The organism is Acinetobacter sp. 1542444, from assembly GCF_000581835.1.
In the GTDB taxonomy this organism is placed as follows: domain Bacteria; phylum Pseudomonadota; class Gammaproteobacteria; order Pseudomonadales; family Moraxellaceae; genus Acinetobacter; species Acinetobacter pittii.
This window is the reverse complement of sequence record NZ_JEYA01000001.1, coordinates 351392-364055: the sequence shown is the minus strand read 5'-3', so window position 1 is coordinate 364055 and position 12664 is coordinate 351392. Positions and strand designations below refer to the sequence as shown.

The 12664-nt window shown below is 38.1% G+C and carries 9 protein-coding genes; 7 read left to right on the top strand and 2 right to left on the bottom strand.

The features are described 5' to 3' along the window. Positions 1-35: 35 nt before the first annotated feature. Both J580_RS06135 and msrB read right to left on the bottom strand, forming a co-directional pair. Entirely contained in the window at positions 36-521 is a 486-nt protein-coding gene (locus J580_RS06135) for a glutathione peroxidase (RefSeq protein WP_002114194.1), read from the bottom strand. Beyond that, on the bottom strand, positions 518-937 hold the full coding sequence (gene msrB / locus J580_RS06130) for a peptide-methionine (R)-S-oxide reductase MsrB (protein WP_002114184.1): 420 nt from the start codon (positions 935-937) through the stop codon (positions 518-520). The genes J580_RS06135 and msrB overlap by 4 nt, the downstream gene beginning before the upstream one ends. Positions 938-1176: 239 nt before the next feature. On the opposite strand from msrB, the gene J580_RS06125 reads away from it, so the two are divergent. The 7 genes from J580_RS06125 (at position 1177) to J580_RS06095 (ending at position 12592) form a co-directional block, all read left to right on the top strand. Next, the gene (locus tag J580_RS06125; RefSeq protein WP_014206525.1) at positions 1177-2607 is read left to right on the top strand and encodes a pyridoxal phosphate-dependent aminotransferase; all 1431 of its coding nucleotides are present in this window, start codon (positions 1177-1179) and stop codon (positions 2605-2607) included. Between the two features lie 474 nt (positions 2608-3081). Then, complete coding sequence (locus J580_RS06120) at positions 3082-4389, top strand: dicarboxylate/amino acid:cation symporter (protein ID WP_002114420.1); 1308 nt, start codon at positions 3082-3084, stop codon at positions 4387-4389. 670 nt (positions 4390-5059) lie between these two features. Next, complete coding sequence (locus tag J580_RS06115) at positions 5060-6127, top strand: type II asparaginase (RefSeq protein WP_032003462.1); 1068 nt, start codon at positions 5060-5062, stop codon at positions 6125-6127. A 198-nt stretch (positions 6128-6325) separates the two neighbouring features. After that, on the top strand, positions 6326-9889 hold the full coding sequence (dnaE, locus tag J580_RS06110; RefSeq protein WP_032003461.1) for a DNA polymerase III subunit alpha: 3564 nt from the start codon (positions 6326-6328) through the stop codon (positions 9887-9889). A gap of 14 nt (positions 9890-9903) precedes the next feature. After that, positions 9904-10743, top strand: coding sequence for an RNA methyltransferase (locus J580_RS06105; protein ID WP_032003460.1), 840 nt, complete (start codon positions 9904-9906; stop codon positions 10741-10743). Then, entirely contained in the window at positions 10736-11548 is an 813-nt protein-coding gene (cysE, locus tag J580_RS06100) for a serine O-acetyltransferase (RefSeq protein ID WP_017403186.1), read from the top strand. Before J580_RS06105 ends, cysE begins: the two co-directional genes overlap by 8 nt. 105 nt (positions 11549-11653) lie before the next feature. Further along, complete coding sequence (locus tag J580_RS06095; protein WP_017399898.1) at positions 11654-12592, top strand: ABUW_2363 family tetratricopeptide repeat lipoprotein; 939 nt, start codon at positions 11654-11656, stop codon at positions 12590-12592. Positions 12593-12664: the final 72 nt, after the last annotated feature.

Here is a 12664-nt window from a genome sequence, read left to right as displayed (position 1 = left end):
CTCAAAAGCTTGAGGAATAGCATTTATTTAAACGATTAACTCGCTAATGCTTTTTCAATATCAGCTTCTAAAGCTTCTGGCTTAGTCGTAGGTGCATAGCGATTTAAAACAGCACCATCTTTACCTACCAAGAATTTGGTAAAGTTCCATTTAATGCTACTACTACCTAAAATACCTTTAGCTTCACGTGTTAAATATCTAAAAATTACATGGGCTTCCGGGCCTTTTACATCAACTTTAGCAAACATGGGAAATTTCACCCCATAGTTACGCTGACAGAAGCTACCAATTTCTTTATTGCTTCCTGGATCTTGCCCACCAAACTGGTTGCAGGGAAAACCTAAAACTTCTAATCCTTGATCTTTATATTTTTCATAAAGTTTTTCGAGGCCAGCAAATTGTGGTGTAAAACCACATTTACTGGCAGTGTTTACAATTAGTAAAACTTTACCTTTGTAATCAGCCAATTGCTTAACTTCACCCTCTAACAGCTCAGCTTCAAACTGATAAATATTACTCATGGATAGGTTTCCTCATCATTTTTTTCTTCTGTTTTCAGTTGTAATGATGCCGAGTTTACACAGTAGCGCAAACCTGTCGGCTGTGGTCCATCTTCAAATACATGCCCTAAATGAGCTTCGCAATCATGACAAACTATTTCAGTTCTGACCATACCATGCGTTAAATCTTCATGTTCATCAATGACAGCACCATTGATCGGACGGAAGAAACTTGGCCAACCGCAACCGCTATCATATTTGGTATCTGATGAGAACAACTCTGCGCCGCAGCAACGGCAAACATAGGTACCATGTTGCTTAGTATTCCAATATTGCCCCGTAAATGCAGGTTCGGTGCCTTTTTGTCGTGTAATCCGATACTCTTCTGGTGATAACTCTCTTTGCCATTCCCGGTCTGTTTTATTGACTTTTCCCATGACATACACCTTTTATTCTGAAGTAAACATTTCTGATGATCGAGTTTTATATTTACGCCATTCATCACAAAAACACTAGTCTCTGAACGTAAAATTTGTTGGAATTTAAACATATAAAGAACAAAAAGCAAAAAGTAAGCAAAATACAAAATCAAAAGTAAGCAAATTTATTACCAATCTACTTTAAAGCAAGCAAACATAGTGCTATTCTAAGTGCGCACGGTTGTATAGGACAGAACATGTCTCAGAAAAAAAGTGTGGTTTTCCAACAACTACTACCAATTATCAAACAATATCAACAATCGGGTTTTACCCATGAAAAAATTGTTGAACTATTGAAAGATCAACATGATCTAAATTTGGTAACAGTTAAAACATTTAAAAGTTATTTATACCGATATGCAAAAGTGAATCCCGTTATGTCTAAAAATACTGCTACCATCCATTCCATGCCATCTACTCGAGAAATCAAAAAATCATCGAAGCTTGAGCATGTTTGTTATGACATCCGTGGGCCAGTTTTACGAGCCGCCAATGAAATGGAAGAGCAAGGACATAAGATTATCAAGCTGAATATCGGCAACCCTGCTCCATTTGGTTTTGAAGCACCCCAAGAAATTATTAATGATGTTGCTTTAAACTTACCAAATGCAATTGGTTATGTTGACTCAAAAGGTATCTTCCCTGCTCGCAAAGCAATTTGTCAGTATTACCAGCAAAAAGGAATTCTCAATATGCATGTCAATGACGTGTATATTGGTAATGGCGTATCTGAACTCATCGTAATGGCTATGCAAGGCCTATTAGATGATGGAGACGAAATGCTGATTCCAATGCCGGATTATCCGCTTTGGACAGCAGCAGTTAATCTTTCAGGCGGCACAGCAATTCATTATAAATGTGATGAAGAAAATAGCTGGTACCCAGATATTGCTGATATTGAAAGTAAGATTACTCCGAATACTCGCGGTATTGTCATCATTAACCCGAACAACCCTACGGGTTCGGTATATCCACGCCACATTCTTGAACAGATTGTAGCGATTGCAAAAAAATATGATCTAATTTTATTTGCTGATGAAATTTACGACAAAATTATTTATGACGGTATTGAACATGTTTCAGTAGCATCATTAGCGGGCGACCAGCTTTGCGTATCTTTTAATGGTTTATCAAAAGCTTATCGTATTGCAGGCTTCCGTTCAGGTTGGATGGCAATTACGGGTGATAAAAGCCGTGCTGCCGACTATATCGAAGGATTAGACATGTTAGCGTCAATGCGCCTATGTGCTAACGTTCAAGCTCAATATGCGATTCAAACTGCCCTAGGCGGTTATCAATCAATTAATGACTTGATCCGTCCTGGTGGCCGTTTATATGAACAGCGTAATATTGCGTGGGAAATGCTTAATGAAATTCCAGGCGTAAGTTGTGTAAAACCAGATGGAGCAATGTACTGTTTCCCGCGCCTTGACCCGAACATCTACCCAATTGAAGATGATGAAAAGTTAATGCTTGATTTGCTACGTGCAGAAAAAGTTTTATTGGTGCAAGGTACAGGCTTTAACTGGCCAACACCTGATCATTTCCGCGTGGTTTTCTTACCTGCTGAAAATGAATTACGTGAAGCAATTACCCGTCTAGGTCGTTTCTTAGCCAATCGCCGTTAAAAAAATGCATAACAAAAAAGGCATCTCTAAATAGGTGCCTTTTTTATAATTCTATTTTTTTCATTTTTATAAAAGAAGAATCTTCTAACCACATAACAATTTTATCAACACAAAATAAATTATTGTATTTAAATTATTTTTATAAATTTTATAATTCTTTTAACTTTAAAAATTAGTTAATTTTTTGATTTATATATTTTTTACCATACGTTTAAAATCACTTGATTTTCTTCAATCTACTTAACCTTTATTATGCAAAAAATGCATGGATCAATATTTTTTTGCATTTCACACCGCTTCAAAATCGAGCAACAATCCATCTCCATAACAACATCGCCATATTCGATTCGGTTAAAACAGATACAGATCTAGGAAGATAACATCGTTAGAACAACCGAACTGAACTAACAAGGAAAGCTTTCAATCATTCAAATCCCATCAAAGGATGATTGAATCAAATGGATAGAGGTTCATATGAAGCAAAAGAAATTGCTAAAGTATATTGTTGTTGCTATTTTACTTGGCATACTGACAGGTTGGATTTGTCACCACTTCTTTAATGAGGGTGAACAATTGAAGCAAATCGCTTCTTATCTCAACATACCTACAGATATCTTTTTACGCCTTATCAAAATGATTATTGCTCCATTGGTATTTGCCACTATTGTTTCAGGCATTGTATCAATGGGGAAATCGACATCAATCGGCAGTATCACCCTTAAATCAATGACTTGGTTTATTACTGCTTCGTTCGTATCGCTTGCTATCGGTATGGGTCTGGCAAACTTTTTCCAACCAGGTGCAGCTTTAGATTTAGTATTACCAACTGCGCAACAATTGAGTAGCTCTTCTGCTCCAGCGACTACAGGCTTCACTCTACAATCATTTTTAAGCCATGTTTTCCCACGCAGTATTGCCGAAGCAATGGCAAATAACGATATTTTGCAAGTCCTTGTTTTTTCTATTTTCTTTGGCTCAGCCCTTGCTTTTGTAAATCAAGGCAAAGAAAAAGATTCAGTTATCATTCGTTTGACTGATGAACTCAGCAAAATCATGTTCCGTATTACTGATTACGTCATGATGTTTGCACCTGTTGCAGTATTTGCAGCAATCGCTTCAGCAATTACAGTACAAGGTTTAGGCTTGATTGTTGATTATGGCATTTTAATCGCGGAGTTCTACTTTGGTCTTTTATTACTGTGGATCATCTTATTCTCTGTAGGTGCAATCGTACTTAAAAAAGATATTTTCCGCTTAGGTAAATTAATTCGTGAACCTGTGACGCTTGCTTTTGCCACAGCTTCAAGTGAATCAGCCTATCCTAAAGTTATGGATGCACTAAATAAATTTGGCGTGCCTAAAAAAGTAACGAGCTTTGTATTACCTTTAGGTTATTCATTCAACCTTGATGGTTCAATGATGTACACCACGTTTGCAGTGCTCTTTATTGCTCAGGCCTACAATATTGATCTTAGTTTCACTCAACAAATCTTAATTTTGTTAACTCTAATGGTAACAAGTAAAGGTATTGCTGGTGTTTCACGAGCTTCTATTGTAGTTATTTCAGCGACGCTCACTATGTTCCACTTACCTGAAGCTGGCATCCTTTTATTACTCGGTATCGATCAGTTCCTTGATATGGGCCGTACTGCAACAAACGTAGTAGGTAACAGTATTGCTACCGCAGTTGTTGCCAAGCTTGAAGGCGATAAAGTGGCTGATACTGAAGAACTACCAGAGCCAGTATTAATTAAATCAACTCAAGAACAAACGACCGCATAAGTTTCTCTTTTCTCCCACTCTCCCAACTTAAGAGCAATTTTATATGACCTTATAAAATTGCTCTTTTTTTATTTTAAAATTGGTGGCGGAAATTCACATATATTTTTATATTAAATAATGACTTTAAACTGCTATTAAATTTTCTTAAATCAAACCTTAAAAATAGAATGAAAATTATTCAAACAAATTTTATATTTTTAAAAATAAATACCAAGTGATTAAATTTTAATTCAATTTACAACAATTAAATTATATTAAATTAATGGAATTATTTTTCAATTCATACTGAAAAATTTAAAATCATCTTAATATTAAATTATAACAATAAAAATCAACAATATAAAAATATCAAATGGCAAAAAATTACTTAAACACATCTATTATTTTTTAATTTTATACAGATAAAAAAATCATTTGTTTTATTTATATTAAAAAGTAAACAAATCAAGATAAATTAGAAAAACTTAATAGATTTTTTATTTTATTCATGTTATTTATTAGCGCTAAATAAAAGCAATGATTAAGCGGTTGTTGGTGAAACAAAATGCTATTCAAGGATGCTTCTTATTCAAACAAGTTATGAATATGTTTTACATGGTATGTATTTTGCTTAGGAAAAGCAGTCATATTCAACAAACTTTTACTTCGTCACTTCATAAGGATATTTTCGATGTTGACTAAAACTGTTAAATCTTTAGGTTTAGCGATGGGCTTATTAGCCTGCTCTCTCCCACTTTATGCAAAAAATAATGTTGTTGTAGTTGCGACTGGCGGTACTATCGCTGGTGCTGGCGCAAGCTCGGCAAATAGTGCAACTTATACTGCTGCAAAAGTTCCTGTTGATACGCTAATTAACGCAGTTCCACAAATCAAAGATTTGGCAAATGTAACTGGTATTCAAGCATTACAAATCGCTTCTGAGAGTATTACTGACAAGGAATTATTAGAAATTGCTCGTCAAGTGAATGAGCTTGTTAAAAAGCCATCTGTTAATGGTGTCGTAATTACACACGGTACAGATACTTTAGAAGAAACAGCATTTTTCTTAAATTTGGTTGTTCATACTGATAAACCGATTGTACTTGTTGGCTCAATGCGTCCTTCAACAGCTCTTTCAGCTGATGGCCCACTTAACCTTTATAGTGCAGTTGCTTTAGCAGCTTCTGATGATGCGAAAAATAAAGGCGTTATGGTTCTTATGAACGACTCTATTTTTGCTGCACGTGATGTAACTAAAGGCATTAACATTCATACAAATGCTTTTGTTAGTCAATGGGGCGCTTTAGGTACATTGGTTGAAGGCAAACCATACTGGTTCAGACAGTCTGTAAAACGTCATACAAATGCTTCAGAGTTTAATATTGAAAATATTAAAGGCGATGCACTTCCAACTGTACAGATCGTTTATGGTTCGGACTCTATGCTTCCAGATGCATATGAAGCGTATGCAAAAGCTGGTGCTAAAGCGATCATTAATGCAGGTACTGGTAACGGTTCTGTACCAAAATATATCGTACCAACCTTACAAAATCTTCATGACAAAAACGGTATTCAAATTATCCGTTCATCACGTGTCGCACAAGGCTTCGTATTACGTGATGCAGAACAACCTGACTCTAAATATGGTTGGGTAGCAGCACATGATTTAAACCCTCAAAAAGCGCGTCTTCTTACAGCTTTAGCTCTTACTAAGACTAATGACACGAAAGAAATTCAGCGCATGTTCTGGCAGTACTAAGTTTTTCAACCAGCCCAAACATAAAGTTTGGGTTGGTCCTATTTCTTAAAAATAAGCTCTTTTATATTCAATCTGTACAATAGATATTCAAATCATTCTTCTTAAATAATAAAATCCTTAACAGTTTGCCAAAATATTAAGCATTTCGTTTTAACTTTGCGTGCTAAACTATGCTGCAGTCGTATTAAGGATTGGTTTATGCAGTTTGTTCATCTCGGTATTTATACAGAATTTTCGATTACAGAGTCGATAGTTCGCATACCTGACTTGGTCAACGCTGCGGTTAAAGACCAAATGCCTGCGCTGGCATTAACCGATCTATCAAACCTTCATGCAGCAGTAAAATTTTATAATTCTTGTTTAAAAAAAGGGATTAAGCCGCTTTTAGGTAGCACAATTCGCCTTGACGATGCTCAACATCGTGCAACTTTACTTGCAATGAGTAATGTAGGCTGGAAAAGTCTCACCGAAATCGTTTCACGCGGTTTTATTGAAGGGCAACAACTTAGTATTCCATGTGTACAAAAAGAATGGGTACTTGAACAGCATCAAGATATTATTGTTTTACTTGGTCAACATAGTGATGTGGGTCAGATGCTTTGCTCATCTAACCCTCAAAAAGCAGCTCCGCTTTTAGAAGCATGGATCGAAAAATTTGGTAACCGTGTTTATCTGGCTTTAACACGTACCGATCGTCCTGGTGAAGAAGACTTTATTCAAGAAGCCGCTAAACTTGCTGCCCAATATAATGTCGGTGTAGTTGCGCATAATGATGTGCACTTTGTAGAAAAAGAAGATTTTGAAGCCCACGAAGCCCGTGTTTGTATTGCTGATGGCTATGTATTAGCAGATGACCGTCGTCCACGCTTATATAGTCCTGAGCAACACTTTAAAACCTCGGACGAAATGATCGAGTTGTTTTCAGATATCCCAAGTGCTATCGAAAATACTTATAACATTGCAAAACGCTGTAATGTTAGCCTACAACTCGGCACTTACTTTTTACCTGACTATCCAATTCCAGATGGCTTTACCATCGACACTTACTTTGAGCATTTGTCAAAAGTAGGTCTAGAAGAACGTTTAGATTATCTCTACCCTGTCGAAAAACGTGGCGAAGACTGGCCAGAAATTCGTAAGCCTTACGATGAACGAATTGATTACGAAGTCGGCATTATCCTCAAAATGGGATTCCCGGGTTACTTCCTTATCGTCATGGACTTCATCCAGTGGGCAAAAAATAATGGCGTTCCTGTAGGACCTGGACGTGGTTCAGGTGCGGGCTCACTCGTTGCCTATAGCTTAAAAATTACTGACCTTGATCCTCTTCGTTACGATCTACTTTTCGAACGTTTCTTAAACCCAGAACGTGTTTCGATGCCTGACTTTGATGTCGACTTCTGTATTGCCGGACGTGACCGCGTCATTGATTATGTTTCACGTACCTATGGACGTGAAGCCGTATCACAAATTGCAACTTTCGGTACGATGGCAGCAAAAGGTGCAATTCGTGACGTTGCGCGTGTTTTAGGTAAATCTTACGGTTTAGCTGACCGTATCTCAAAAATGGTGCCTACGAAACCACTCGGTGTGGACTTAGCCACTGCTATCGAGATGGAACCCCAGCTTAAAGATATCGTTACCAATCCATCTAACCCAGATAATGATGATGCGAGTGAAATCTGGGAAATGGCTTTAAAATTGGAAGGTATCACCCGAAATACCGGTAAACATGCCGGTGGTGTTGTTATTGCACCCGGTAAGATTACCGATTTCTCGGCTGTGCTTTGTGATGAAGATGGAACAAGCCGTGTTGCTCAATATGATAAAGACGATGTAGAAGCAGCAGGTCTCGTCAAATTCGACTTCTTGGGTTTACGTAACTTAACCGTTATTGAAGACGCAATTCAAAATATTAATAAAAATCGCGATAGTAATGATCCGCTCATTATTTCGCATGTTCCACTTGATGATGCTAAAGCATATTCAGTCTTTGCCGATGCAAATACAACTGCGGTATTCCAGTTTGAATCCGTCGGCATGAAACGAATGCTTAAAGAAGCACGTCCAAGTAAATTTGAAGAGATTATTGCGTTCGTATCATTGTACCGTCCTGGTCCAATGGATCTTATTCCTGACTTTATTCACCGTATGCATGGTGGAGATTTTGAATATCTTCACCCACTTCTTGAAGGTGTATTAGAGCCAACTTACGGGATTATGGTTTACCAAGAACAGGTGATGCAGACTGCGCAGATCTGTGCAGGTTACACATTAGGTGGCGCGGACTTACTACGCCGTGCAATGGGTAAAAAGAAACCTGAGGAGATGGTTAAGCAGCGTCAAATTTTCTTGGCAGGTGCTGCAGAAAAAGGGATTGATGAAAGTACAGCCAACCATATCTTTGACTATATGGAAAAGTTCGCTGGCTATGGTTTCAACAAATCTCACGCTGCCGCTTATGCCCTCGTTGCTTACCACACTGCCTGGTTAAAAGCACATTATCCTGCTGAGTTTATGGCCGCGGTAATGTCATCGGAAATGCAGAACACCGACAGTGTTGTATTTTTAATTGATGACTGCCGAAATAATGGCCTAGAAGTTTTACCACCATCAGTCAATATGTCGACTTATCATTTCCATGCGAGCGATGATAAAACTATTGTGTATGGTTTAGGTGCAATTAAAGGTGTCGGCGAACAAGCGATGCAGTCAGTTATTGACTCTCGTCGACAATTTGGTCCTTATACAGATCTATTCGATTTTTGCCATCGTATTGATTTGAAGAAAATCAATAAGCGTACTCTTGAAGCGTTGATTCGTGCAGGTGCACTCGATTGCTTGGGAATTGAACGTGCAAGCCTAATGGCACAATTGCCTGAGGCGGTTCAAGCTGCCGAACAAGCGCGCAGCAATCGTGAAAGCGGTATTATGGATTTATTTGGTGAGGTTGAAGAAGTTCAGCGTAAGCCTGCTAAACCCGTTAAACCGTGGAGTGATGAAGTTCGTCTAAAAGGCGAAAAAGACACGCTTGGGTTATATTTAACGGGCCATCCAATTGATGTTTACCGACAAGAACTTAAAGCTTTTATTCCTGTAAAACTTAATGAAATTACGGCTACACGTCGTGGTGTTACAACGGTGTATGCAGGCTTAGTCATTGACGTCGCAAACTTCCCAAATCGCGTAGTTATTGTATTAGATGATGGTACAGCTCGTATTGAAGTAAGTTGCAACCATGAACGTTTCCAACGTTTTAAAGATATTATCCAAGTTGAGCGTGTTGTCGTCTTTGAAGGCGAAATTTATGAAAGAGAAGGCTTTGAACGTCCGATGGGCCGTTTAACTAAGGCTTTTACTTTAAATGAAATACGACAAAAACGTGCTAATAGCATTCAGATCAAATTAACAGAAGAGTTTATGCAAGCCACATTGGCAAAAGATTTACAAAACATAATCTTGCCATTTTGCAATGTAGATATGCATCAACATATCACTCTACAGCTACAGATTGATCAACCTTATGCTCAAGCTGAGCTTCAACTTGGTCCGCAATGGAAAGTTGCTCCTCTCGATGAATTACTTGCTAAACTCAGAGATTATTTTGGTAAAGATAATATTTATATTGAATATCAAGTAAAGTCGAAAGCAGCTAAAGCAGCAGAACCTGCTCGTCCGCAAACCGTTGCTTCCCCTCCTGCGGACATGACTATGGACGATGCATTGGATTTATACCAAAGCGAAGTTTCTCAATATTCGTAATTTCTGGAAATCTTATGAGTTCGTTTGATCACAACACTGTGTCAAAACAATTAGCACAAGTGCGTATTGTCATGGTAAACACTACCTTGCCTGCCAATATTGGCAGTGCTTTACGTGCCTTGAAAACAATGGGGCTAATTAAATTAGTTCTTGTTGCACCTAAAACATATCCTCACCCAGACATACAAGCGCTTGCTGCTGGTGCCCAGGATTTATTTGAACATCTTGAGATTGTCGATACCTTAGAAGATGCTATTAAAGATTGCCATTTAGTATTTGGAACAAGTGCACGTAGCCGTACTATTCCTTGGCCTTTACTTGACGTAAGACCTGCTGCCAAAGAAGCCATTAAAGCCACCTCTCAAGGACAACAAATTGCGATTGTTTTTGGCCGTGAAGATCGTGGTTTAACCAACGAAGAATTAGCACTGGCAAATTATCATTTAACAATTCCTGTAAATCCGGACTATGGCGTATTAAATGTTGCGCAAGCAATTCAAGTCGTATGTTACGAACTTCGCATGTCTGCTCTAGAACAACAAAACGTGGATCAAGATACAGATGAAATGCCATTAGTCCAAGGTCAAAGCATGCAATGGGATGAACCATTGGTGACTCAACAACAAATGGAAGAGTTTTATCCTCATCTAGAGAAAATGCTAACCGAAATTGAATTTTTAGATCCAGATAATCCACGTTTGTTACCTTTACGCTTGCGTCGTTTATTTGGTCGTATACAATTAGATCGTATGGAATATCATTTACTTCGCGGTATTTTTAGTCGAGTACAAGCTCTAACCAGTGGTAAATGGAAAAAAGCATTATCTGACAAGGAGGATCAACCCAATGCTTAAACAGCTGAAAGAAGATATAAAGGCTGTATTTGCGCGAGATCCTGCTGCCCGCAATACACTCGAAGTTCTCACGACCTACCCTGGCATTCATGCGATTATGATGCATCGTGTCGCACATGAGTTATGGCAAAAAGATTGTAAAGGTGCTGCTCGCCTTCTTTCTTCATTTAGTCGTTTTGCAACAGGCATTGAAATTCATCCTGGCGCTAAAATCGGTAAACGTTTTTTTATTGATCACGGTATGGGTGTTGTGATTGGTGAAACTGCTGAAATTGGTGATGATGTTACGCTTTATCATGGTGTGACCCTAGGTGGAACAACATGGAATAAAGGTAAACGCCACCCAACTTTAGAAGATGGCGTTGTTGTTGGTGCGGGTGCAAAAATTTTAGGTCCATTTACAATAGGTAAAGGCGCTAAAGTCGGTTCAAATGCTGTGGTGACTAAAGCTGTTCCTGCTGGCGTGACCGCTGTAGGGAACCCTGCTCGCTATATTTATAAAGATGCACCTGACAAGAATAAAGATGAAGAACGTCGCCGTGATTATGCGCAAAGTATCGGTTTCGCTCCATATGCGACAACTGCTGATCAGTCTGACCCTATATTAGAGGGTATGCGCGTTTTACTTGATCGTATTCAGCATAATGAAACGCGTATGAATAATTTATGCCAACGTTTATCAGAGCTAGACCCGAGCTTCAAAAAAGAAAGTCAGGATGAACAGCCTTTTAGTGATGAAGAACTGAAAATTATTGAAGAAGTTCGTCGTGAATGCGGTGCGCAAGATAAGACATCAAAAACGTAATATTCTTGATTCATAATGTAACACGCTTACCCTTGCATGTCTGTTTAGCTTTTCCTAGACTTACCTGTACCAAATCTGACTTTACTAAAATGAACGGAAGATCCTATGAATTTTAAGCCTTTGGCATATATAATCCTTGCGACCTCAAGTTTAACCGCTTGTACAATGGCACCCGTAAAAGAACAAAAAATTGAGCCTTTTGTTTTCAAGGAACCAGAGCTTACTCCTCCTTTTTATGCGCTAAACCCTTTTAACTATGATCAGCCACCGGCATTTGAAGTTGCATTAAAAGACGCTGCTGCACAGCCTGTAACCAAAATGGTCGTTAATCGTCAAGATGATCCAACCAAACAGCTTACTCTCGACGTCAATAAACTGATCGTTCCGACTGTCAATAATTCACAACGTTCAATGAAATACGCAGTTTTAGCCGGTGAAAATGAAATTGACGTGACTACTATTGATGACTTCTTACAGTTAGTGGAAGGTAAAGCACGTCACTACCCACCTCGCTTTACTGACCGTCAAGAACGTAAAGGCTTTGAAAGTAAACTTAAAGAAGTAACACAACAACTTGATACACTTGCTGCAAATCCAAATGCATCATTTGATATTTTAATTCGTGCTTTTAAAGCAAGTGTTCTTGCACGTAACCTTGATTTAGGTACTGTTCATACCACTAAATCTTTAGAATATGCTCAAAGACTTTTAAAAATTAATCCAGATGATGCGGAAACAAATTTCTGGTTCGGTTTTGGTTTATCTGAAGGTGGCGGTCAACGTGAAGCGATTCCATACTTAGACAAAGCCATTAAAGGTAATGTTCAAGAAGCATATTTAGCTGCTGCAAATAACTATATTGCAATGGAGCAAAAGAAAAACGCGATCCAGACGCTAAAGAACTATAAAGTTAAATATCCAGATGAAGCGGAAATTGCTGACCGTTTAATTCAAGAAATTGAAAAACAAGGTCGTTGGAACGTATGGCAAGTTTTAACTAACCCAGCAATGTCAGCAACTACTCCTGCTGCACCTAAAAAATAAGCTTAATTCTATAAAAAAGGGCTGTTTTGACAGCCCTTTTTTATATTTGATCATTTGAAAAATATTTTAAAA

Coding starts and splice junctions, on each gene's coding strand:
- J580_RS06125 (WP_014206525.1), top strand. CDS start 1,177: ATGTCTCAGAAAAAAAGTGTGGTTTTCCAACAACTACTACCAATTATC.
- cysE (WP_017403186.1), top strand. CDS start 10,736: ATGCTTAAACAGCTGAAAGAAGATATAAAGGCTGTATTTGCGCGAGAT.
- dnaE (WP_032003461.1), top strand. CDS start 6,326: ATGCAGTTTGTTCATCTCGGTATTTATACAGAATTTTCGATTACAGAG.
- msrB (WP_002114184.1), bottom strand. CDS start 937: ATGGGAAAAGTCAATAAAACAGACCGGGAATGGCAAAGAGAGTTATCA.
- J580_RS06120 (WP_002114420.1), top strand. CDS start 3,082: ATGAAGCAAAAGAAATTGCTAAAGTATATTGTTGTTGCTATTTTACTT.
- J580_RS06135 (WP_002114194.1), bottom strand. CDS start 521: ATGAGTAATATTTATCAGTTTGAAGCTGAGCTGTTAGAGGGTGAAGTT.
- J580_RS06115 (WP_032003462.1), top strand. CDS start 5,060: ATGTTGACTAAAACTGTTAAATCTTTAGGTTTAGCGATGGGCTTATTA.
- J580_RS06105 (WP_032003460.1), top strand. CDS start 9,904: ATGAGTTCGTTTGATCACAACACTGTGTCAAAACAATTAGCACAAGTG.
- J580_RS06095 (WP_017399898.1), top strand. CDS start 11,654: ATGAATTTTAAGCCTTTGGCATATATAATCCTTGCGACCTCAAGTTTA.